This is a genomic window from Pseudomonas sp. CNPSo 3701, assembly GCF_028674975.1.
In the GTDB taxonomy this organism is placed as follows: domain Bacteria; phylum Pseudomonadota; class Gammaproteobacteria; order Pseudomonadales; family Pseudomonadaceae; genus Aquipseudomonas; species Aquipseudomonas straminea.
This window is the reverse complement of record NZ_JAQZSI010000008.1, coordinates 157,614-179,151: the sequence shown is the minus strand read 5'-3', so window position 1 is coordinate 179,151 and position 21,538 is coordinate 157,614. Positions and strand designations below refer to the sequence as shown.

Here is a 21,538-nt window from a genome sequence, read left to right as displayed (position 1 = left end):
GCATTGCGATTTCCAAGGAGACCACTCCATGAGCCTCAACATCTTCTGGTTTCTGCCCACCCACGGTGATGGCCACTACCTCGGTACCTCGCAAGGGGCCCGCGCCGTCGACCACGGCTACCTGCAGCAGATAGCCCAAGCGGCCGACCGCCTGGGTTTTGGCGGCGTGCTGATTCCCACCGGGCGTTCCTGCGAGGATTCCTGGCTGGTCGCCGCCTCGCTGATTCCGGTGACCCAGCGCCTGAAATTCCTCGTCGCCCTGCGCCCGGGGATCATTTCCCCGACCGTGGCAGCACGCCAGGCGGCAACCCTGGATCGCTTGTCCGGTGGCCGCGCGCTATTCAACCTGGTGACCGGCGGTGACCCGGACGAGCTGGCCGGTGATGGCCTCAATCTGTCCCATGCCGAACGCTACGAAGCCTCGGTCGAGTTCACCCGCATCTGGCGCCGCGTGCTGGAAGGCGAGGTGGTCGATTACGACGGCAAACACATTCAGGTCAAAGGCGCCAAGCTGCTCTATCCGCCTGTCCAGCAACCACGCCCGCCGCTGTACTTCGGCGGCTCCTCGGAAGCGGCGCAGGATCTGGCTGCCGAGCAGGTCGAGCTGTACCTGACCTGGGGCGAGCCGCCCGCCGCGGTGGCCGAGAAGATCGCCCAGGTGCGCGAAAAGGCTGCGGCTCAGGGTCGCGAAGTGCGCTTCGGCATTCGCCTGCACGTGATCGTGCGGGAAACCAATGAAGAGGCCTGGAAGGCCGCCGACAAGCTGATCGCCCACGTCGACGACGACACCATCGCCCGCGCCCAGGCGTCCCTGGCGCGCTTCGATTCGGTCGGTCAGCAGCGCATGGCTGCCCTGCACGGTGGCAGCAAGGACAATCTGGAAGTGTCGCCCAACCTGTGGGCCGGCGTCGGCCTGGTGCGTGGCGGTGCCGGCACGGCGCTGGTCGGCGATGGCCCGACGGTCGCCGAACGGGTCAGGGAATACGCCGCGCTGGGCATCGATACCTTCATCTTCTCCGGTTATCCACACCTCGAAGAATCCTATCGCGTCGCCGAGCTGCTGTTCCCCCATCTGGAGGTGAACCGCCCGGCGCTGCCGGAAGGCGCCAACTACGTGAGTCCGTTCGGTGAGATGGTCGCCAACGACATTCTGCCCAAGGCGGCTTCGGCCAGTTGAACAACGGCCGGGCGGCAGCGCCCAGCCCTCGCGATGATCGTCGAGGTACGCGATGAGCAACACATCTTTCAATAACCTGGCCCTACGCCTGGCGCCCTGGGCCTTGCCCGTGGCGCTGCTGGTCGCCTGGCAGGGCTCGGTAGCGCTGGGGCTGTTGTCCACGCGCATTCTGCCGGCGCCCAGCGCAGTGCTCGAGGCCGGCTGGCAACTGCTGGCCAGCGGTGAAATCTGGGCGCATCTGGCGATCAGTGGCTGGCGCGCCGGCGTCGGTTTCGCCATCGGCGGTGGCATCGGCCTGGCGCTGGGCTTCATCACCGGTTTGTCGACCTGGGGCGAGCGCCTGATCGACAGCTCGGTGCAGATGATCCGCAACGTGCCGCACCTGGCGCTGATCCCGCTGGTGATCCTGTGGTTCGGCATCGACGAGAGCGCGAAGATCTTTCTGGTCGCCCTCGGCACGCTGTTTCCGATCTACCTGAACACCTATCACGGCATCCGCAACGTCGACCCGGCGCTGGTTGAAATGGCGCGCAGCTATGGTCTGTCCGGCTTCGCGTTGTTCCGTCAGGTGATCCTGCCCGGTGCACTGCCGTCGATTCTGGTCGGCGTGCGCTTCGCCCTCGGCCTGATGTGGCTGACCCTGATCGTCGCTGAGACGATATCCGCCAGCGCCGGCATCGGTTACCTGGCGATGAACGCCCGGGAGTTTCTGCAAACCGACGTGGTGGTGCTGGCGATCCTGCTCTACGCCGTGCTCGGCAAGCTGGCCGACTTGGCCGCGCGTGGCCTCGAACGTGCCTGGTTGCGCTGGCACCCGGCTTATCAGGGAGCGGCTGCGAAATGAATGCGCCACTGAATGCTTTACACAACCTCAAGCGAGGCACGCCGCTGACCATTCGCGGCATCCAGAAATCCTTCGGTGAGCGCCAGGTACTCAGGGATATCGACTTGCGTATCCCATCCGGACAGTTCGTCGCCGTGGTCGGGCGCAGTGGTTGCGGCAAGAGCACCTTGCTGCGCCTGCTCGCCGGGCTCGACGCGCCCACGGGCGGTGAACTGCTGGCCGGCAACGGGCCGTTGGCAGCGACCCGCGAGGATACCCGACTGATGTTCCAGGAAGCGCGGCTGCTGCCCTGGAAGCGGGTGATCGACAACGTCGGCCTCGGCCTCACCGGTGACTGGCGGCCCAAGGCCCAGCAGGTGCTCGAAGCAGTGGGTTTGGCCGATCGCGCCAACGAGTGGCCGGCGTCCCTGTCCGGTGGCCAGAAACAACGTGTTGCCCTGGCCCGCGCGCTGATTCACGAACCACGCCTGTTGCTGCTCGACGAACCCCTTGGCGCTCTAGACGCGCTGACCCGCATCGAGATGCAGCAACTGATCGAAAGCCTGTGGCAGCAGCACGGCTTCACCGTGTTGCTGGTTACCCACGATGTCAGCGAAGCGGTAGCCACCGCGGACCGGGTGATCCTCATCGAGGACGGCGAGATCGGCCTCGATATCGAAGTGAACCTGCCACGCCCACGCAACCGCGGCTCCGCTCACTTGGCGGCCCTGGAAGCCGACGTGCTCAACCGCGTGATGCAGATACCGGCGCTGCCTGCCGAACCCGGCCCGGTTTCACCCCTGCCGACCCAGCTGCGCTGGGCGCTCTAACCCTGACTTGAAGCCCGTTGTGGGCACTTCACGACCCCTGGAGATTCAGCCATGACCATCAAAGCCATCAACGTTCGCAACCAGTTCAAAGGCACCATCAAGGAAATCGTCGAAGGCGACGTGCTGTCGGAAATCGACGTGCAGACCGCCGCCGGCATCGTCACCTCGGTGATCACCACCCGTTCCGTGCGCGAGCTGGAACTGGGGGTGGGCAGCGAAGTGATCGCTTTCGTGAAATCCACCGAAGTGTCGATCGCCAAGCTCTGATTGCTGACGCGCCTTACGAAACGATTTGTGGGAGCGGGCCATGCCCGCGAAAAATCCTGCCCACTCCGCGCTTCCACAAGCTGACTGCGAATGGACCGCGCATTAAAAAGGCCGGCATAAATGCCGGCCTTTCTCATCTCTACTGCCGAATCCCTACCGCTCTTCGCGCAGCTTGGCCATCTGTCGTTCCAGCAGTGCCGGATACGGATCGAGCAGGCGCTCGACGCAACTGGCGCCTTCGGGGCTGGCGATGGCGCGGATGCGTGCGCGCTGGCGTAGGGTGGCGTCTTCGCCGACGCGGCGCTCGACCAGCAGCAGGTTGCGGCTGTGCTGCGACAGCGCCAGGGCATCCTGGGCGGTTTCGCTGAGCAGCAGGTCGCCCTGACTCAGGCCCTGCAGGCCTTCGCCCAGGGTCAGGCCCAGTTGCAGATGGAGGGTGATGCCGCTGTCGGCCACCTCGATCTGCAGGGCGTGGCCAAGGGCGCGCAGCAGTTCGCCGCAGCAAATGGCATGGGTCAGGTAATCGTCCCCGCTGGCCTCGTGATGGAACAGCATGAGGCTGCTGCCATCGTTGAGGGTGTGCAGCTCGGCCTTGTAGAGCGTCGCCGCCTTGTCCAGGCAGCCGCGATAGCTTTCCAGCAGTTCCATCAGGCGCGAACGCGGCAGGCGACGCAGCTGCTCTTGGGCGCCCAGTTGCACGGCCAGCACAGCGCTTTTGCACGGTGCCTTCGGCGCACTCACGGCCGGACTGTCTTCGTCGTCATAGAGGTCGGCGAAGGCATCGTCGTCGTGCTCGTCACGGCGGCGGCTCGGCGGGTCGTAGTCGTCATCGCTGTCAAAGCGGCTGTCGCGCAGGTCACGCATCGCGAAGCTCGGGGCAGGGCGCTCGTCACGCTGATTGCGGTCGTCCTCTTGCTCGTCGTCGAGAAAGTCCTCACCCAGCTCATCCAGGTCGTCGAATTCCGGCTCGGGCTCGGGCTCGGGCTCAGGTTCCGGCTTCTCCGGCGCCAGGCGCGCCTGTAGCTGGCGCGCCAGGTCGCCGATCTCGTCCTGGCGGTTGCCACCTGGGGCATAGTCGTCCGGGTCACGTAGCCACACGCGCATCTGCATCAACGGTGTGGAAATCTGCCGGCCCAGACGCAGGCTCAGCGACAGGGTCAAGGCCAGCAGAATCAGGCTGAGAATGCCCATGCTCTGCAGGCTGATGGTCATCGGCTGCTCGAACTGCTGCATGTCCAGGCTGATGCGCAGCTGTCCGGCCATTACCTCCTGGAAGGTGATCGGCGTCGAATACAGGCCTTCGGTTTCACCCAGCATGTTCTTGCTCGGCCGGGTGCCGGCTTCGGCGAGGATGCGGTTGTCCACGCTGTAGATGGCTGCGTGGGCCACCAGCGGGTTCTTCACCAGGTTATTGAGCAGCACGTTGAGGCTGAGGATGTCGTTGGACACCAGCAGCTCGGTGGCCGAAGCGGCCGTCTGGGTGATCAGGCTGCTGCCCAGCGCTTCGGCCTGCTGCTGCATGGCCTGCTTGAACTGCATGCCGATTACCCAGGCATAGATCACCAGCGCCATGGCCACCAGCAACAAGCTGTGGCTGACGATGCGCAATGCCAGCGGCACGCGACGTTGGCGCAGTGCACGGAAGAGCAGGAGGAAGAAGTTGTCGGGCTTTACGGGGGCGGGCCGGTTCACAGAGCTCGGCTCTCGTTGACTGGAAGTGGCGCGCAGTATAGCGAGCGGCCCGCACAGGGCAAAGCGCCGCGCGTGCCGGCAGAGGCCTGAAATGGTTAGAATGTGCGTTTTTTCACCGGCCCTGCTGCACATTGCCGTTCGGCAGACCGTTCATAGTCCTGCGAGCCCCGGAGTAAGCCTTGCGCCCAATCGTCCTGATCAACGTTACCGGTGAAGATCGGCCCGGCCTCACGGCAGCCGTTAGCGGCGTGCTGGCCCAGGCTGGCGTCACCGTTCTCGATATCGCCCAGTCCGCCGTGCATGGCGTTTCGTCGCTGAGCATCCTGGTGGAAGTGGCTGATGCTGCGGCGCTGAACGAAGCCGTGCTGGCTGCGACCCAGACGCTGGGTCAGCAGGTGCATTTCACCCAGCTCGATGCCGCCGACTATCAGCGTTGGGTCGAAGGGCAGGGCAGCCAGCGTCATATCGTCACCCTGCTGAGCCGCCAGGTCAGCGCCGAGCAATTGCAGCGCGTCAGCGCGTTGACCGCCGAGCAGGGCCTGAGCATCGAGCGCATCGAGCGGCTGTCCCTGCCGGTGGCGCTGGATGCGCAGCCGGCCAACGCCTGCATCGAGTTCTCCCTGCGCGGTGAGCCGGGTGATGCCGCCGGCCTGCGCGCGGAGTTCCTGCGCGCGGCCGACGAGCTGAACATGGATATCGCCTTCCAGGTCGATTCGCTGCAGCGCCGCCATCGCCGCCTGGCGGTGTTCGACATGGACTCGACGCTGATCGAAGCCGAGGTGATCGACGAACTGGCCAAGGCTGCCGGTATCGGCGACAAGGTCTCGGCCATCACCGAACGGGCGATGCGTGGCGAGCTGGATTTCCGCGCCAGCTTCAAGGAGCGCCTGGCGCTGCTCAAGGGCCTGGATGTCGGCGTGCTGGATGAGATCGGCGCCTCGCTGCGCCTGACCGAAGGCGCCGAGCGGTTGTTCGCCGAGCTCAAGCGCCTGGGCTACAAGACCGCCATCCTGTCCGGCGGCTTCACCTACTTCGCCAAGCAGCTGCAGGCCAGGCTGGGCATCGACTACGTATTCGCCAACGAGCTGGCGGTGGTCGATGGCAAGGTCACCGGCGTTGCCGTCGAGCCGATCGTCGACGCCCAGCGCAAGGCTGATCTGCTCCGTGAGCTGGCGCAAAAGGAAGGCCTGCAGCTGGAGCAGACCATCGCCGTGGGCGATGGCGCCAACGACCTGCCGATGCTGGCCATCGCTGGCCTGGGTGTGGCCTTCCGCGCCAAACCGCTGGTCAAGCAATCGGCCAAGCAGGCGATCTCGACCCTTGGGTTGGATGGCGTTTTGTATCTGCTGGGTGTGCGCGAGCGCGATCTGCAGCGCTAAGCACCTGTTCACGATCGTTGTGCGCATGAAGCGGCAACTGCAAGGCAGAGGCGGACATTCAGCGAGCTCGTAGGAGGGGCTTTAGGGCCGAGTTTTGATCAAGGCAAAACAAAGAGCTCGCGGCTAAAGCCACTCCTACAAACGTATTTCACTCACCGGCCGCTACCGCCACCTAGCTGCAAAATCGAAGAGCCTGGGCTGAAAGGTATGACCAGGTTTTAAGACATTTGAGGCGGCAGCGGGGCAATCGGGCTGCCCCGCTGATCAATCGTCCGACGAGAAGTTGTAGTCCATCGACTGACTCGGGCCCTGCAGGTAGTAACCCTGAATGTAGTTGGTGCCCGCCTGCCACAGCGTAGCCAGCACACTGGCCGACTCCACGAATGGCACGATGGTCAGCTTGGCCTGGCTGTGCAGGTTGGCCAGCATGGTTTTCAGCGCTTCCTGATTGGCCGGGTCGGTCAGCTCCTTGGTGAAGGAACCGTCCACCTTGACGAAGTCCACTGGCAGGTGGCGCAGGGTGTTGAACGGGTTCAGGGCGCAGCCGAACTGGCTGAGCGCGATATGACAATGCAGGTCCTTGAGCCCTTGGGCCAGGGCCTTGGCCTGCTTGAGGTAGGTGACCGCATCCGGTTCGCTGAACTGGAACACCAGCGCATCGGAAGGCAGGCGGGCGGCCTTCAGCGCCACGCTGAGCCACGGCAGCAGGGTCGGGTCCTGCAGGCTGGCGCTGGACAGGTGCACGAACAGGCGCGTGGCGTGGCCCTTGGAACGGTGATCGGCGAGCAGCTTGATCGAGCTGAGAATCACCCACCGGTCGATCTTCTCGCCCATACCCGACTCCCTGGCTACGGCCAGGAATTCATGGGGCGGCACTTCCTGCCCTGACGGACTGAGCAGGCGCAGCAGTACCTCGTAGTGCTCGTGCTCGTCGCCACGCAAGCTGATTACCGGCTGGAACAGCAGGCGGAAGCTGTTTTGCTCCAGCGCCTGCTGGACCATGGCCACCACGCTGCCGCGGCTGGCGGCAGCCGCCAGTTCCTCGGCCGGGTCGAACAGCTTGAGGGTGCCTGGCTCATTCAGCTGGTCTGCGCAGCGCTGGGCACGGTCGATGACCTCACCCGCCTTGGGCGTGGTGTCGTTGAGGCCGGCGACGCCGATGGACAGCGTGGTCTGCGCGGTACGTCCGTTGATATCGAACAGGTGGGTTTCGGCTTTCTTAAGCAGTACCTCGAGCTGCGGACGCTGTTGCTGCGGCGACAGGCCGGTCTGCAGCACGGCGAACACATCGTCACCAAAGCGCGCCAGCTGGGCATCCTTGGGGAAATGGGTGCGCAGCAGGGTGGCCAGGTCGGTGAGCAGCAGGTCGATGGCGCCCAAGCCCATTTCGGCGAGCAGGGTTGCATAGCGGTCTACGCGAATGTACGCCAGGCTGGCCGGCTGTTCGTCGTGGACGGCGCGGTGCGCGGCCTGATCCATCAGCTCGAGGAAGTGGCTGCGGTTGTATAGGCCAGTGACCAGGTCCAGGCTGCTGATTTCGCGTAGCTTCTCTTCCAGCTCAGCGTTAGCGGTCTCGGCGCGGATCACTACCTGGATGCACGGCTCGCCATCGTAGGCCGCTGGCGACAGGCTGATGCGCGCCGGGAAGCTGCTGTCGTTGGTGCGCACGCCAGCGCAGGCCAGTTCCTGGCCGTCCGTCTGCTGATGGTTCTTCAGGAAATCCTTGAACGCGCCTTGGTCGCTGGCACCGATCAGGTCGATCATCGGCAGGCCTTCGAGCTCCTCGGCGTCATCGAAGCCGAACAGTTCCAGATAGGCGCGGTTGGCGTAGATGTGCATGCCGTCGTGAACGTAGGCGATGGCGTCGACCGAGCTGTCGAGCAGTAGCTGACAGCGTTTCTCGGCCTCGCGCAGGGCCACTTCTGCGGCGCGGCGGGCGCGGCGTTCCTCGAGGTTTACCAGTTCGCGGCGGGCCACCAGCACCAGGCGCTCGTCCTCGCCTTGCGGCAGGGCGTCCTGGGCGCCGAGCATCAGCGCTTCGGTGACGCTGTCCGGCTCATTGTCGGCCAGCAGCAGAATGACCGGAATGTCCTTGCCCTGATGACGAATGCTGGACAGCGCTTCGTGCGGGTCGAGGTTGTCACTGCTCGGCGAGCAGATCAGCAAATCCCAGTTTTGCTTGAGGGCATCGAGCAGGTCTTCGCTGGAGGTCAGGCGATGGACGCGAGTGGCGTTACCGGCATTGCGGAACAGGCTGACGAGACGCTCGGCCTCGTTCTGCGAGTCTTCGAGAATCAGCAGGCGGATGGTTTTCTTTTCGATGGCCATTAGCGAAGTCGAATCTGCGATAAGACAGCAGAAAAAGAGCGGGAATTAAGGGGTTCCCGGCAATCTACAGCGACTTCCAGAGTGAGTCAAAGTCTTCCTCCCCGGCTGGGCGCTGGGTGCTGGAGGCTGTGACAGAGGTCGCGTGATCCGCCGCTTTTTGCTCCAGATCGTGGTACTCGAACTGGCTGAAACTGCCTGTGCTGAGCTGTTTCTGGCTGAGCACTGCACGGCGTTCCTTGCCGTTGATATTGATCAGCACCTTGCTGCCTTCCTGGAACGGCAGGCGTGGAGTGATCAGCGTAGCCGGGCGGGAGATGGCGGCGATTTCCGGAAGCAGCAGCGCGCGCAGGTATTGGCTGTTCTGCTCGGCCTTGCGTACCAGCTGCAGACCACAGGACTGTGCGTGGGGCGCGATCAGCTCGATGCCCATCTGCGTGCCGCCGCCGCGCACCTGGCGTATCCAGCGCACCACGGCAACGCTCCAGCCCTGCTGCGGGTTATCGCGGATACCAAGGATCTCGCCAGCCTGCAGTTGGGTCGGCACTTCCTTGGGCCACGACAGGCAATAGCCGCCAGGGCTATGGTTGACGATAGCCAACAGGAAGGTTGGGAAGCTTTCGCCGCCATCGGCCTGGGTTTCCAGCTCCTGGGCAGGTTTGGGATATTCGATTTCCTCGAAGGAAAGGCCGTTTTCCCATTCGTTACGCCGTGCATCCGGGGCGTTGGCCCACACATCGGGCTCTCCGCTACGCGGCTTGAACGAGGCGGCGGTGTCGACCTGCTGCTTGAGGATCTCGCTGAACACGCGGCCATTGGCCAGGTAATAGTTCAGTGCACTCATGCCGATGCAGAGGGTCATGCTGCCGGTACCCTGGGTGCGTTGGAAGGTTCGCTCGGAGATGTCGCCCCAGGCCGCGGCTGCATGTTGCAGCATGTCGATGGTGAAACCATCGGGTACCGTCAGGCGAGAGCGTGCGCGATCCTCGGGCAGCAGTTCCAGATGATCCTTGATCGCATCGACCAGTGGCGTCGGGTCGATCCCCAGCGCGCCCTGCAATTCGCTTGGCTGGAACAGCGAGGTGTAGCGCGGCGGGCCATCCAGCTGTGGCGCCACGGCGAAGATGCTGCTCGGCTGGCTGCCAGCCTGCAAATTGACCAGCGGGCTCCAGGCCTCCAGTGCTTCGGCGAGGCGGGCAATGGCGCTCTGGCGCATCTGGTTGCAACGCGAGCAGCCGATCAGCAAGGCGACTATATAGCCCTGCTCGACGCTCAGCCCCTGGGTGTGGCGTGCCAGTGGGTCACGGATCACCACCTTGTGCAGCTCGTGGCGACGGGCTATCAGGTAGATCTGATGCAGCTCCAGCCACAGGCCCTCAGGCACCGGGCAGTACAGTTGGCTGGTGCGAATCAGCGGGCCGTTGAGGCTATGCACCGCCCGCTGCAGCGCCGTACCGAGCAGCGCGTTGCGCTCACGGTTGGGCTGCGCAGCCAGGCGCGAAATGATCAGCTTGTAACCGATGGCCAGGTGGTTTTGCAGCGCCTGGCAGAGGTTGGCGACCTTGCGCGGGCGCTCGTCGAGTACGATGGCCTGGTTGAGGAAGTGGCGTTCCAGATGCTGGCAGACGAAATACACTTCCGGGCGCAGCAGCTCGAGCAGTTGCAGGCGGTTGTCAGAAGGCGTCAGCAGTTGGTTGAGCTCGATCAGTGCCTGGTACAACTGGCGGGCCGTTTCGCCGATGTTGGCCTTGGGCAGGCCGGCGATCCAGCGTTTCAGGTCGCGTGGCGTGGCGTCGCAGAAAGTCAGGCCCTGCTTGGTCGGCGTCGGGACGCGGAGCAAAAGGTGGGGGCTCTGTTTATCCATCTAGCTTCGTTACTCCAGCGCCAGCATTCGATCGACTGATTGGTCAGGTTTAGCGACTCTAGCAGCATCTTGCCATCGTCGCAGCCTTTGCGGCGCCGCGGGCCAGGCCTGCATGGCGTGCCATCCGGTCATTGACCGAGCAGTTGGCCCATGCGTACCGGGCTGTTGGCGCCCAGCTCGTCAGCCCATTTGACCTGCTCGGGGCCAAACAGCACGATGGCCGTGGAGCCCAGTTTGAAGCGGCCCAGCTCAGCGCCTTTCTCCAGGTTGACCGGCCCGCGGGCTGCCTCATCGTAGCGCACGGTTTTCAGCTCACGCTTGGGTGGGGTGATCAGTCCGGCCCATACGGTTTCGATGGAGGCGACGATCATTGCGCCGACCAGCACCACGGCCATCGGCCCGCGCTCGGTATCGAACAGGCACACCACACGCTCGTTGCGGGCGAACAGCTCGGGCACGTTTTCCGCGGTGGTCTGGTTCACCGAGAACAGCCGGCCCGGCACGTAGATCATCTCGCGCAGGGTGCCGGCCAGCGGCATGTGCACGCGGTGGTAGTCCTTGGGCGACAGGTACACGGTGGCGAAGTCGCCGCCCATGAAGGGCGCGGCGCGCTCGCTGTCACCACCCAGCAGTTCGGTCACGCTGTAGCTGTGGCCCTTGGCCTGGAATACCCGGCCATGCTCGATGCGGCCCAGCTGGCTGATCGCCCCGTCGGCCGGGCACAGCACCGCGCCGGGGGTATTATCCAGCGGCCGGGCGCCTTCCTTCAGTGCGCGGGTGAAGAAGGCGTTGAAGTGTTCGTAGGCGTTGAGGTCTTCGACCTGCGCTTCGCTCATGTCGACCTGGTACTGCTTGGCGAACCAGCCGATCAGACGGTTCTTGAACCAGGCAGCGCGGCACTGCGCGGCGCAGCCGATCAGGCGCGACAGCAGGTGGTGCGGTATCAGGTGCTGGCTGAGGATAAACAGGCGTTCTTTCATCTTTATTCCTTGGCTGCTCGGCTGTGCAGGCCGGGCACGGTAAGTGGACAGTCAGATCGGCTTCAACGTTCGACTGGTGTATCGGTCAGGTTGCCCCACTCGCCCCAGGAGCCGGCATAAGCCTTGACCCGCGGGTAGCCCAGCGCCTTGGCGACCAGGTAGGTGAAGCCGGAGCGGCGATGGCTCTGGCAGTGGGTGATGATTTCCTTGTCGGCGCTCAGCCCCCGCTGCTCGAGCTGTTCGGCGATGTCCTGGCGGATGCGCAGGGCACGGGCTGGATCCATGCCCGCCGTCCACTCGAAGTGGATGGCGCCGGGAATATGCCCGCCGCGAGCGGCCTGCACCTTTTCGCCACGGTACTCCTCGGCAGAACGTGCATCCCAGATGGCCAGGTCGTCGGCGCCCAGGCGGGATTTCAGGTATTCAGCGCTCGCCGTCGGCACGTCGCTGAGGGTCAGCGAAACCATCGCCTCTCTTAGCGCCGGAGCATCCTGGCTCAACGGCCGGCCTTCGGCTTCCCAGGCGGTCAGACCTCCATTGAGGAAGTGGTAGCGCGAGTGGCCGATCACATCCAGCAGCCAGATGAACCGTCCGGCCCAGCCGCCGCCCTCGTCGTCATACACCACATAGGTGGCCTGCGGGTGATGGCCGAGTTCGCTGAACAGCTGCTCGAGCTGCGCCTTTTCCGGTAGCAGGCCGGGAGCCGATGGAGGGCTGGCCTGGGTGCGCTTGCCTTCGACGAAGCGGGCGCCCGGGATATGCCCGGTTAGGTAGCGTTGCTGGTTGCTCAGGTCGACCAGAATCAGCTCGGGGGCATCCAGGTGTGCGGCGAGGTCTACTGGCTCGATGACCAGCGGCAAATTGTCGAAGGCTGTCATACAGGCCTCGTTGGCTGAGTTAAGCGGGCGATTGTAGCGCAGAAGAACACCGCGAAGCGGCGGCGCTCAGCGCTTACGTTTGCTGAAGGTGTCCAGCGCGCGCTCGATGCACTGCGCGGTCTTGGTGAAGGCCTGCACGCTGGTGTCACTGATAGGCTGGCCGCCCTGGTCGGCAAACAGCAGCATCACCACCCGCTCGTTGCTGGCCAGCGAGCGGATCAGCAGGTGTTCGCTGGGCAGCAAGGCTTTCAGGTCGCCCGGCAGCAGGGCAGAGAACTGCGCCATGTTGGCTGGCGTCAGGCGCAGTTGTGCGGGCTTTTCCAGCAGCCGACGCAGCACCTGGCTCTGCGCCGGATCGAGGGTCAGGCCGCTAGCGCTGGCCGTCACCCCGGCATGCTGCTGCACCTGCAGACGGCTGTGGTTGCGGTCGGCCAGCAACATCACCACCCGCGACAACCCAGTGGCCTGCAGCGCCTGGCGAGCGCAGGTGGTGAGCTGCTGGACGTTGCTGAAGGCTGAAGGCTGGGCCAGCAGTTGGCTGCACAGCTGCCGCCAATCGATGGCTTGAGGTGACGGGGTAGGCGCCGGCACTGGTTTTGGCTGGAAGTGGCGTGCATCCCAGGGCCACAGCAGCGCCTCGGCGGGGTGCCAGAGACCGACGGTATCCAGTTGCCGGGCGCTGTGCGCGGCGTTCTGGTGGATCTGCTGCTGCAGCTCGGTCAGTGGCAGCTGCAGGTAGAGGCAATTGAGTCCGTGCCAGCGTCGGGTGTGGGGGCCGTTCCAGGCGTTGTGTGCCGATACCGCGATCACATTGGCTAGCAGAATGCTGTTGGCCGGCTGGGTGAGCCAGCGCTGCAGCGTTGGGTCGGCGTCCAGTGCCTGCTGCTGGCGCAGCGGCTCATCGTTACGTCGGGCAATGTGCAGGGCTCTGCCCAGTAGGCGGCGATCATCAATCAGCAAGCGATAGCCCCGAGAGATCCACGCCGGCAGGCGCCAGCGCTCAGCCAGCGCCAGGCACAGCGCGAACAACGGTATGCCGAGCATGTCGCGCTCGACCTTTACGGGCTGCTCGCCGTCTATCAGTACACGCCGTTCCCAGGCCTCGAACAGGTGGGGGTGAGCGGCCAGCAAGACCCAGACTGGCGATAGGAATAGCAGGCTGCCCCAGTGAATTTCCTGCCACAGACGCGCCAGGCGCGCGGCGAACAGGCCATTGGCCTGGAAAGCGGCGTGCTGGCTGATTAGCTGGATCTGTCGTAGTGGAGCTGGAATATCTGCAAGCGGCTGGGCGGGCAAGCGGGCCAGAAGCTCTTCGGCGCGCTTCAAGCCCAGGCGGGTCAGGGCCGTCTCCAGGCTTTCCGCTGCCTCACCCAGAGCGCTGCCCTTGCTGTTGGCCTCGCGCAGCACGCTGAGCACCAGCGCCGGGCTGTCCTGCATCAGGTCGGCGATCTCACGCAGCGAGCGGCGGCTGTCGGCCAATGCACGGCGTACCTGCAGGTGATGATCGGCCGCGATGGGCAGCAGCTGACCGTCCAGCTGCTTGAGCCAGGCATCGAGGGTGCGCGGTAACGGCGTGCTTGCGACCATGGGGGTGTGCCAAAATGGCTTTTTTTAGACTTAACTGACTATAGTCTGGCGCATCTCTTCCGATAAATAGAAGGGGATTCGCGCGGTCGCCCTTTCTTATTCACCTGATCAAGTTTTTTCTATGGCCAAAATCATCGGCATCATCGTTGTATTCGCTTGCGTGTTCGGCGGCTTCGTCGCGTCGGGCGGTCATCTCATGGCCCTGGTGCACCCTTTCGAAGTGCTGATCATCGGCGGTGCGGCGCTGGGCGCCTTCCTGCAGGCCAACCCGGGCAGCATGTTCTCATGACTGTCTTCAAGAAGTCGTTGAAGATGTTCAAGTCGCGCTTCACCCACGATTACTACCTGGAAGTGCTGCGCCTGCTCTATGAAATTCTCAACAAGGCGCGCCGCGAGGGGATGATGGCTATCGAAGCCGACCTCGAAGACCCGGCGGCGAGCCCGATCTTCAGCAAGTACCCGGCGGTGCTGGGCGATGAGCGCATGGTCGCGTTCATCTGCGATTACCTGCGCATCATGTCCTCGGGCAACATGGCGCCCCACGAACTCGAAGGCCTGTTCGACATGGAACTGGTCGGCCTCAAGGAAGAACTCGAGCACCCGGCCCACGCGGTGGCGAAGATCGCCGACGGTATGCCGGCGATGGGTATCGTCGCCGCGGTACTGGGTATCGTGATCACCATGTCGATTCTCGCCGAGGCGGACAACGCGCAGATCGGTGAGAAGGTCGGTACCGCGCTGGTCGGTACCTTCCTCGGTATTCTTGCCTCTTACGGCTTCTTCGGCCCGCTCTCCGCGGCGCTTGAGCACGACGCCAAGGAAGAGCTGAACGTCTACGAGGCCATCAAGGCCGGCCTAGTCGCCTCGGCGTCCGGCATGCCGCCGTCGCTGGCCGTCGAGTTCTCGCGCAAGACCCTGTACCCGGCGCACCGCCCGAGCTTCAGTGAGCTTGAGCAGGCCATGCGCGGGAACTAAGCACCATGGAAAACAACCAGCCGATCATCGTCAAGCGGGTCAAGAAGGTTGCCGGCGGCCACCATGGTGGCGCCTGGAAGATCGCCTTTGCCGACTTCGCCACGGCGATGATGGCCTTCTTCATGGTGATGTGGCTGATGTCCTCGGCCACACCCGAGCAGAAGAAATTGATCTCCGGTTACTTCAAGGACCCCATCGGTTTCTCCGAGAGCGCCAGCCCCTATGTGATCGACCTCGGCGGCTCGCCGACCCCGTCGCCGGACCGCACCCTCAACGAACAACCCCAGGAGGCGCCGGGGGACGAAGCGAAAGCCGATCCCAAGGATCCCGCCGAGCTGGACGCCGAGCAGGCCGAAGCCAAGGCCGAGGAAGTCGAGCGCGAGCGCCTGGAGCTGCTGCTGCAGGAGCTGCAGACCAAGGTCGAGCAGGACCCGCAGCTGCAGCGTTTCAAGGATCAGATTCTGTTCGAGATCACCCAGGACGGCCTGCGCATCCAGATCGTCGATGCCGAGAATCGGCCGATGTTCGCCCTCGGCAGCGCGCAGTTGCAGCCTTACTTCGAGGACATCCTGTTCGCCCTGACCGACACCATAAAGACGGTGCCCAACAAGATCAGCATCAGCGGCCATACCGACGCCAAGCCGTTTGCCGGCGCCGGTGGTTTCGGCAACTGGGAGCTGTCGGCCAACCGCGCCAATGCGGCGCGGCGCGTGTTGATCGCGGCGGGCTACGACGATGCCCAGGTGGCGCGGGTGGTCGGCTATGCCTCATCGGCGCTGTTCGACCGCAACGATCCGTTCAACCCGGTGAACCGGCGCATCGATATCGTGGTGCTGACCAAGAAGGCACAGCGCAACATCGAAGGCGAGCAGGGCGGTGGCGCGCTCGCGCCGGATCCCGCGTCGGGTTCGCCTTTCGGTGGTGCGGGTGCGGGCTCAAGCGCGGCGCCTGCAGCCGAGCCGCTTTCCAGTGATCAGGTGCGCGAGAAGCTGAACATCTTCGAGGATGGCACGTTGAAGATGGATCAGCCCAAGGAGTGATCGGCTCGCACACCAACGTGTACGGAGTGGATCAATACTCGGGTTCCGGCAAACTGGCCAGAATGTGCCGGTAGCTGTTCATCCGCTGCGGCTGAATCCGCCCATCTTCCAGCGCCTTGAGCAGGGCGCAGCCGGGCTCGCGGTCATGCTTGCAGTCGCGGAAACGGCAATGCCCGAGCAGGTCGGCGAACTCGATAAAGCCCGCCTCCACATCGTCACGGCTGACATGGCCGAGGCCGAACTCGCGGATGCCTGGTGAGTCGATCAACTGACCTCCGCCGGGGAAATGGAACAACCGGGCGGTGGTGGTGGTGTGGGTGCCCTTGCCGGTCAGCTCCGACAGCGCGCCGACGCGTGTGTCGACGCCCGGCAGCAGGCTGTTGACCAGCGACGACTTGCCGACGCCCGACTGGCCCACGAAGACGCTGATGTTGCCGTCGAGCTGCTTCTTGAGCTGCTCCATGCCATCACCTTCCAGCGCCGAGACTTCCAGCAGCGGATAACCCAGCTGGCGATAGACGCCGAGCAGTGCGTTCAGCGCGGTTTCGTTTTGTGCATCGATCAGGTCCGCCTTGTTGAGCAGCAGCAGCGGGCGAATGCCGGCATGTTCGGCGGCCACCAGATAGCGGTCGATCAGGTTGGCGTGGGGCTCGGGCAGCGGCGCAAAAACGATGACGATCAGGTCGACGTTGGACGCGACCGGCTTCAACTGGCCACGGGTGTCCGGTCGGCACAGCTCGGTGTCGCGCGGCAGCTGGGCGACGATCACGCCGATGCCTTGGTTGCCCGGGCGCCACACCACACGGTCGCCAGTGACCAGCGTCGGCAGGTTGGCGCGCAAGTGGCAGCGGAACACCTGGCCGGTCAGCTCGCCGTCGGTGGCTTCGACTTCCACCTGCACGCCGAAGTGGGCGATCACTAGGCCGGTCTGCTCCGGGCCCAGATCGCCGCCTTCCAGGGTTTCCACCACGCGGGATTCGCGCTTGGCGGCGCGTGCGGCGCGCTCGCCCTGGATCTTTTCGATGCGCCAGTTTTGCCGGCGGTTGAGTTGGCGTTTGGCCATGGGGCTTCCGAGTTATGCTGCGCTTGAAATGGCTCGGATTCTAGCACGCCTGATGGGGCGACAATTTGTCGAGGCCGGCGCTAGACTGGCCAACCGTCTTTCTACGAGCCTCAACGGCATGGCTGCTTCCTACCGCGCGCTGCATCGCCTGGGTGAACGCTATCCGGCCCTCCTGGCCCTGTTGATCCAGTTGGTGGTCACCCTGGTCATGGGCGTGGCGATCATTGCTGCGGCCCGGCTGTTCGACTGGCGCGCGAGCCCCTTGGCCGCCGGTTTGCTGCATGGCCTGCTGTGCGCCTGCTTGGCGCGCTGGCTGGGCCTGTCGCGCTGGTGGTGGTGGCTGAATCTGCTGTTCGTGCCGGGGTTGTTGCTGGCCAGTGGCGCGCCCCTGCCGTCCTGGCTGTTTCTGCTCGGCTTTCTGTTATTGCTGCTGCTCAACTGGAACAGCTTCGGCGAGCGCGTGCCGCTTTACCTGACTGGCGCCGGTACCCGGCATGAACTGGCTCGCCTGCTCGAAGCCCGCGGCCAGCGTTTCAGCTTCGTCGATCTGGGCTGCGGCCCGGCCGGCACCTTGCTGTGGCTGGCGCGGCGTTTTCCCCAGGCACAGTTCACCGGCGTGGAAACTGCGCCGCTGTCCTTTGCAATTGCCTGGTTGCGCTGCCTCGGCCGGCGCAACTGCCGGATTCGTTATCAGAACCTGTGGCGCACCGAGTTGAGCACCATCGACGTCGCCTACTGCTTTCTCTCACCTGCGCCGATGCCTGCGCTTTGGGACAAGGCCCACGCCGAGTTGCCGAAAGGTGCCTGGCTGATCAGCAACACCTTCGAGATTCCCGGCGTGGCGCCGCAGCGCGTGGTCGAACTCAAGGACTGGCGCGATTCACGCCTGCTGCTCTGGGAGATTGGCTAGAATGACGAACCCAAAGAGGAGCGCAGCATGCAGAACCCACAGAATCTGATCTGGATCGACCTGGAAATGACCGGTCTCGATCCCGAAACGGACGTCATCATCGAGATGGCGACCATCGTCACCGATACCGAACTCAACGTGCTGGCCGAAGGCCCGGTGATCGCCGTGCACCAGAGCGACGAGCGCCTCGCGGCGATGGACGAGTGGAACACGCGCACCCACGGCGAGAGCGGGCTGACCCAGCGCGTGCGCGACAGCAAGGTCAGCCAGGCCGAGGCCGAGGCGCAGACCATCGCCTTCCTGGAAAAGTGGGTGCCGAAAGGCAAGTCGCCGATCTGCGGCAACAGCATTGGCCAGGATCGTCGCTTTCTCTACAAGTACATGCCGGCGCTGGAAGCCTACTTCCACTACCGCTATCTGGATGTGTCGACCCTGAAGATTCTTGCCGAGCGCTGGGCGCCCGGGGTCAAGGAAGGCTTCGTGAAAACCGGTACGCACCAAGCGCTGGACGACATCCGCGAGTCCATCGCCGAGCTCAAGTACTACCGCCAGCACCTGCTCAAGGTCTGAGGGCTGCAGTCCCGTAGCCCGGGTTAGCCATAGGCGTAACCCGGGGGAGATTCCTGAGTATCGCTGCGCTCCGGCCCAGGCTACGGGGTTGAATCAGCCCTGGCGGCGGGCGTGCTGCTCCAGCGCCCACTGCACATGCTCGCGCACCAGCTCCGACGGATACTCGCGACGGGCCTCCAGTGCCTCCAGCACCGGGATGCTCGACGGCGCGTTGCCCAGGCCGACGGCCAGGTTGCGCAGCCAGCGCTCGTAACCGGCACGGCGCAGCGGTGAGCCTTCGGTACGGCTGAGAAATTCCTCCTCGCTCCAGCGAAACAGCTCGGCCAGTTCGGCATTGTCCAGGCTGTGCCGCGGCTGGAAATCACTCTGTTCGGTAGGTTTGGCGAAGCGGTTCCAGGGGCAGACCATCTGGCAGTCGTCGCAGCCGAACACCCGGTTGCCAATGGGCGCGCGCAGCTCCTCGGGAATCGGGCCTTTTAGTTCGATGGTCAGGTAGGAAATGCAGCGCCGCGCATCGAGCACATAGGGGCCGACGAAGGCGGCGGTCGGGCAGATGTCCAGGCAGGCGCTGCAGCGGCCACAATGTTCGCTGCCGTGGGGGGCATCCTCTGGCAATGGGATGTCGACGAACAGTTCGCCGAGAAAGAAGTAACTGCCCGCCTTGCGGTTGAGCACCAAGGTGTTCTTGCCGATCCAGCCCAGGCCGGACTGTTCGGCGATGGCTTTCTCCAGCACCGGCGCGCTGTCGACGAAGGCGCGGTAGCCAAAGGGGCCGATGGCCTGCTGGATACGCTCGGCCAGCTGTTGCAGACGTTTGCGGATCAGCTTGTGGTAGTCGCGGCCCAGGGCATAGCGCGACACGTAGGCTTTTTCCGGCTCCTGCAGGCGCTGGGCCATCTGCGTGTCGCCGGGCAGGTAGTCCATGCGCAGCGACACCACGCGCAGGGTGCCGGGCACCAGCTCGTCGGGATGTGAACGTTTGCGGCCGTGCGCGGCCATATAGTCCATCTCGCCTTGGTAGCCGGCATCCAGCCAGCGCTGCAGGTGGGCCTCGTGCTCACCCAGCTCCAGGCCGCTGATGCCCACCTGCTGAAAGCCCAGTTCACGGCCCCAGTCCTTGATGGACTGGGCGAGGCTGGCGAGGTCGAGGGTGGCGTCGGTCATGCTGGGCGGGAATCTGCAGTAGGCGGCGTATAATTCTGCCAGACATCGGAGCTCAGGCATGCGGCATTCATCAGACGATCTTCCCCTCGCGCTCTACAGCGCCGCTCAGGTGCGGGCGCTGGATGCGGCGTTGATCGCTGCCGGCACGCCAGGTTTCGAGCTGATGCAGCGCGCGGCCCACGCCATCTGGCGCGCGCTGCGCCGCGAATGGCCGGAAGTTGGCGCGATGACCGTGCTGGCCGGGCACGGCAACAATGCCGGCGACGGTTACCTGGTTGCGGCGCTCGCCAAACGCGCCGACTGGCAGGTGCGGGTACTGGCCGTCAGCGAGCCACAACGGTTACAGGGCGATGCCGCCTTGGCCCGTGACGAGGCACGCGCTGCCGGTGTCGAGGTACTGCCGTGGCACGCAGAAGCCGAGCCGCGAGGCGTGCTGGTCGATGCGCTGCTCGGCACCGGTTTGGCAGGCGAGGTGCGTGAGCCTTACGCGGCGGCCATCGACTGGATCAACCACAGTGGGCAGCCCGTGCTGGCGGTGGATATTCCATCCGGCATCTGTGCGGACAGCGGCCAGGTGCTTGGGCAGGCGGTCACGGCGCAACTGACCGTCACCCTGATTGGCTTGAAGATCGGCCTGTTCGTCGGCCAGGTGCTCGATCATGTCGGCCGCCTGGTATTCGATGATCTGCAGGCTGACGCCGAGATCGTGGCCGGTCAGCCATCCGTAGCGCATCGCCTGGCTGGCGAGATGTTGCCAAGGGTTGCCCCTCGTCAGCCGACCACCCATAAAGGCCAGCTGGGCCACCTGCTGGTGGTTGGCGGTGATCAGGGCACCGGCGGTGCGGCGCTGCTGTCGGCGCAGAGCGCGCTGCGCGGCGGTGCCGGCATGGTGTCCCTGGCGACTCGCGCGGAGCATATCGGCGCCGCGCAAACGCGGCTGCCCGAGGTGATGAGTCTGGCGGTCGCTTCGGCCAATCAATTAAACGTGTTGGCAGGCAAGATCACCGTGTGGGTGGTCGGGCCTGGGCTCGGGCAGGGCGCCTGGGGCCGCAGTCTGCTGTCGGCAGCCGCTGCCGCTAGTGGCGTTCAGGTATGGGATGCCGACGCGCTCAACCTGCTGGCCGCAGATAATGTGCGCATCGCCCCCGGCAGCGTGATCACTCCGCACCCCGGCGAGGCGGCGCGCCTGTTGGGTATCTCCACGGCTGAGCTGCAGGCCGATCGCCCGGCTGCGGCCAGGGCACTGGCCCGGCGTTACGACGTAGTTTGTGTGCTCAAGGGGGCCGGCACGCTGGTTGCCGATCCGGCTGGTCGCCTGCTGGTGTGTGATCGTGGTGATCCGGTGATGGCTGGCGCCGGGCTGGGCGATGTGCTGGCCGGTCTGATCGGCGCGCTGATTGCCCAGGGCTGCAGTACGTGGCAGGCAGCGGCCCTGGGCGTGTGGGGGCATGCCTGTGCTGGTGAGTCACTTGCCCATAAAGGAAATGGTCTGGCGGCCAGCGATCTGTGCGACGCTATCCGCCATTTGTTACAGGAGCGAGCCGCTTGTCGGAATTAGAACTGTTCGCCGCCGATGAAGACGCCATGCTGGCGCTCGGCGCGCGTATCGCTGCGGTCACTCAGGGGCGCGGCGTGATTTACCTGGAAGGCGATCTGGGCGCCGGCAAGACCACGCTGTCGCGCGGCATCCTGCAGGGCCTCGGCCACCGCGGTGCGGTGAAAAGCCCGACCTTCACTCTCGTCGAGCCTTACGAGATCGGCGAGGTCCGCGCCTTTCATTTTGACCTCTATCGTCTGGTCGATCCCGAGGAACTGGAGTTTCTCGGCATTCGCGATTACTTCGAAGGCGACGCCCTGTGCCTGATCGAGTGGCCCCAGCGGGGTGCCGGCGTTTTGCCAAAGGCCGACCTGGACATTACCATTAGCCCGCGATCGGGTGGCCGGTCGCTGCTGCTTCGCAGTCATGGTGCGAAGGGTGAAAGCTGGTGTGCCGTTCTGGCACCTGGAGCATGAG

Annotated in this window: 18 protein-coding genes and 1 pseudogene; 11 read left to right on the top strand and 8 right to left on the bottom strand. The window is 64.6% G+C overall.

Going from position 1 to position 21,538, the window contains the following annotated elements:
- The first annotated feature begins 28 nt into the window (after nt 1-28).
- Genes ssuD through PVA39_RS20845 form a run of 4 tightly spaced genes read left to right on the top strand, consistent with a single transcriptional unit; the run spans nt 29 to nt 3,097 of the window.
- Nucleotides 29-1,177 carry an FMNH2-dependent alkanesulfonate monooxygenase gene (gene ssuD, locus PVA39_RS20860; RefSeq protein WP_027908646.1) on the top strand — a complete coding sequence of 383 codons (1,149 nt, stop codon included), beginning with the start codon at nt 29-31 and terminating at the stop codon, nt 1,175-1,177.
- A 52-nt stretch (nt 1,178-1,229) separates the two neighbouring features.
- Complete coding sequence (gene ssuC / locus PVA39_RS20855; RefSeq protein ID WP_274125663.1) at nt 1,230-2,021, top strand: aliphatic sulfonate ABC transporter permease SsuC; 792 nt, start codon at nt 1,230-1,232, stop codon at nt 2,019-2,021.
- Nucleotides 2,018-2,830: an aliphatic sulfonates ABC transporter ATP-binding protein gene (ssuB, locus tag PVA39_RS20850; RefSeq protein ID WP_274125662.1), complete on the top strand. Its 813-nt coding sequence runs from the start codon at nt 2,018-2,020 to the stop codon at nt 2,828-2,830. The genes ssuC and ssuB overlap by 4 nt, the downstream gene beginning before the upstream one ends.
- 51 nt (nt 2,831-2,881) lie before the next feature.
- Nucleotides 2,882-3,097 (top strand): TOBE domain-containing protein, encoded by a 216-nt coding sequence (locus tag PVA39_RS20845; protein ID WP_013793202.1) that lies wholly within the window; start codon nt 2,882-2,884, stop codon nt 3,095-3,097.
- Between the two features lie 153 nt (nt 3,098-3,250).
- Here PVA39_RS20845 and PVA39_RS20840 read toward each other — a convergent pair whose 3' ends face one another.
- Nucleotides 3,251-4,789 (bottom strand): AhpA/YtjB family protein, encoded by a 1,539-nt coding sequence (locus tag PVA39_RS20840; protein ID WP_274125659.1) that lies wholly within the window; start codon nt 4,787-4,789, stop codon nt 3,251-3,253.
- Nucleotides 4,790-4,968: 179 nt separating this feature from the next.
- Here PVA39_RS20840 and serB point away from each other — a divergent pair, with 179 nt between their 5' ends.
- Nucleotides 4,969-6,168, top strand: coding sequence for a phosphoserine phosphatase SerB (gene serB / locus PVA39_RS20835; RefSeq protein WP_274125658.1), 1,200 nt, complete (start codon nt 4,969-4,971; stop codon nt 6,166-6,168).
- A 264-nt stretch (nt 6,169-6,432) separates the two neighbouring features.
- Here the strand turns inward: serB and PVA39_RS20830 are convergent, their stop codons facing one another.
- The 5 genes from PVA39_RS20830 to PVA39_RS20810 form a co-directional block, all read right to left on the bottom strand.
- Entirely contained in the window at nt 6,433-8,496 is a 2,064-nt protein-coding gene (locus PVA39_RS20830; RefSeq protein ID WP_274125657.1) for an EAL domain-containing protein, read from the bottom strand.
- A 64-nt stretch (nt 8,497-8,560) separates the two neighbouring features.
- A complete protein-coding gene (locus PVA39_RS20825; RefSeq protein ID WP_093506418.1) occupies nt 8,561-10,357 on the bottom strand; it encodes a molecular chaperone in 1,797 nt (598 codons plus the stop codon).
- A gap of 128 nt (nt 10,358-10,485) precedes the next feature.
- Entirely contained in the window at nt 10,486-11,343 is an 858-nt protein-coding gene (gene asd, locus PVA39_RS20820) for an archaetidylserine decarboxylase (protein ID WP_167363176.1), read from the bottom strand.
- A 56-nt stretch (nt 11,344-11,399) separates the two neighbouring features.
- The gene (locus tag PVA39_RS20815; protein WP_274125656.1) at nt 11,400-12,215 is read right to left on the bottom strand and encodes a rhodanese-like domain-containing protein; all 816 of its coding nucleotides are present in this window, start codon (nt 12,213-12,215) and stop codon (nt 11,400-11,402) included.
- Between the two features lie 66 nt (nt 12,216-12,281).
- The gene (locus PVA39_RS20810) at nt 12,282-13,802 is read right to left on the bottom strand and encodes an HDOD domain-containing protein (RefSeq protein WP_274125655.1); all 1,521 of its coding nucleotides are present in this window, start codon (nt 13,800-13,802) and stop codon (nt 12,282-12,284) included.
- A gap of 121 nt (nt 13,803-13,923) precedes the next feature.
- Between PVA39_RS20810 and motA the strand changes: the two are divergent.
- Both motA and motB read left to right on the top strand, forming a co-directional pair.
- Nucleotides 13,924-14,777, top strand: a pseudogene (gene motA, locus PVA39_RS20805) (flagellar motor stator protein MotA).
- Nucleotides 14,778-14,782: 5 nt separating this feature from the next.
- On the top strand, nt 14,783-15,817 hold the full coding sequence (gene motB, locus PVA39_RS20800) for a flagellar motor protein MotB (RefSeq protein WP_274125654.1): 1,035 nt from the start codon (nt 14,783-14,785) through the stop codon (nt 15,815-15,817).
- 31 nt (nt 15,818-15,848) lie between these two features.
- Here motB and rsgA read toward each other — a convergent pair whose 3' ends face one another.
- Nucleotides 15,849-16,880: a small ribosomal subunit biogenesis GTPase RsgA gene (gene rsgA, locus PVA39_RS20795; RefSeq protein ID WP_274125653.1), complete on the bottom strand. Its 1,032-nt coding sequence runs from the start codon at nt 16,878-16,880 to the stop codon at nt 15,849-15,851.
- A 118-nt stretch (nt 16,881-16,998) separates the two neighbouring features.
- Here rsgA and PVA39_RS20790 point away from each other — a divergent pair, with 118 nt between their 5' ends.
- Both PVA39_RS20790 and orn read left to right on the top strand, forming a co-directional pair.
- Nucleotides 16,999-17,790, top strand: coding sequence for a class I SAM-dependent methyltransferase (locus PVA39_RS20790; protein ID WP_274125652.1), 792 nt, complete (start codon nt 16,999-17,001; stop codon nt 17,788-17,790).
- Between the two features lie 27 nt (nt 17,791-17,817).
- Nucleotides 17,818-18,360 carry an oligoribonuclease gene (gene orn / locus PVA39_RS20785; RefSeq protein ID WP_147177308.1) on the top strand — a complete coding sequence of 181 codons (543 nt, stop codon included), beginning with the start codon at nt 17,818-17,820 and terminating at the stop codon, nt 18,358-18,360.
- Nucleotides 18,361-18,453: 93 nt separating this feature from the next.
- Here orn and queG read toward each other — a convergent pair whose 3' ends face one another.
- Nucleotides 18,454-19,524 (bottom strand): tRNA epoxyqueuosine(34) reductase QueG, encoded by a 1,071-nt coding sequence (queG, locus tag PVA39_RS20780; RefSeq protein ID WP_274125651.1) that lies wholly within the window; start codon nt 19,522-19,524, stop codon nt 18,454-18,456.
- Between the two features lie 58 nt (nt 19,525-19,582).
- On the opposite strand from queG, the gene PVA39_RS20775 reads away from it, so the two are divergent.
- The gene (locus PVA39_RS20775; RefSeq protein WP_274125650.1) at nt 19,583-21,082 is read left to right on the top strand and encodes an NAD(P)H-hydrate dehydratase; all 1,500 of its coding nucleotides are present in this window, start codon (nt 19,583-19,585) and stop codon (nt 21,080-21,082) included.
- Complete coding sequence (gene tsaE, locus PVA39_RS20770; protein ID WP_274125649.1) at nt 21,070-21,537, top strand: tRNA (adenosine(37)-N6)-threonylcarbamoyltransferase complex ATPase subunit type 1 TsaE; 468 nt, start codon at nt 21,070-21,072, stop codon at nt 21,535-21,537. Before PVA39_RS20775 ends, tsaE begins: the two co-directional genes overlap by 13 nt.
- Nucleotide 21,538 lies beyond the last annotated feature (1 nt).

Excerpts from the sequence above, each read along its gene's own strand:
- ssuD (WP_027908646.1), top strand. The coding sequence starts at position 29 with ATGAGCCTCAACATCTTCTGGTTTCTGCCCACCCACGGTGATGGCCAC.
- ssuC (WP_274125663.1), top strand. The coding sequence starts at position 1,230 with ATGAGCAACACATCTTTCAATAACCTGGCCCTACGCCTGGCGCCCTGG.
- ssuB (WP_274125662.1), top strand. The coding sequence starts at position 2,018 with ATGAATGCGCCACTGAATGCTTTACACAACCTCAAGCGAGGCACGCCG.
- PVA39_RS20845 (WP_013793202.1), top strand. The coding sequence starts at position 2,882 with ATGACCATCAAAGCCATCAACGTTCGCAACCAGTTCAAAGGCACCATC.
- PVA39_RS20830 (WP_274125657.1), bottom strand. The coding sequence starts at position 8,496 with ATGGCCATCGAAAAGAAAACCATCCGCCTGCTGATTCTCGAAGACTCG.
- PVA39_RS20825 (WP_093506418.1), bottom strand. The coding sequence starts at position 10,357 with ATGGATAAACAGAGCCCCCACCTTTTGCTCCGCGTCCCGACGCCGACC.
- PVA39_RS20815 (WP_274125656.1), bottom strand. The coding sequence starts at position 12,215 with ATGACAGCCTTCGACAATTTGCCGCTGGTCATCGAGCCAGTAGACCTC.
- PVA39_RS20810 (WP_274125655.1), bottom strand. The coding sequence starts at position 13,802 with ATGGTCGCAAGCACGCCGTTACCGCGCACCCTCGATGCCTGGCTCAAG.
- motB (WP_274125654.1), top strand. The coding sequence starts at position 14,783 with ATGGAAAACAACCAGCCGATCATCGTCAAGCGGGTCAAGAAGGTTGCC.
- rsgA (WP_274125653.1), bottom strand. The coding sequence starts at position 16,880 with ATGGCCAAACGCCAACTCAACCGCCGGCAAAACTGGCGCATCGAAAAG.
- PVA39_RS20790 (WP_274125652.1), top strand. The coding sequence starts at position 16,999 with ATGGCTGCTTCCTACCGCGCGCTGCATCGCCTGGGTGAACGCTATCCG.
- orn (WP_147177308.1), top strand. The coding sequence starts at position 17,818 with ATGCAGAACCCACAGAATCTGATCTGGATCGACCTGGAAATGACCGGT.
- queG (WP_274125651.1), bottom strand. The coding sequence starts at position 19,524 with ATGACCGACGCCACCCTCGACCTCGCCAGCCTCGCCCAGTCCATCAAG.
- PVA39_RS20775 (WP_274125650.1), top strand. The coding sequence starts at position 19,583 with ATGCGGCATTCATCAGACGATCTTCCCCTCGCGCTCTACAGCGCCGCT.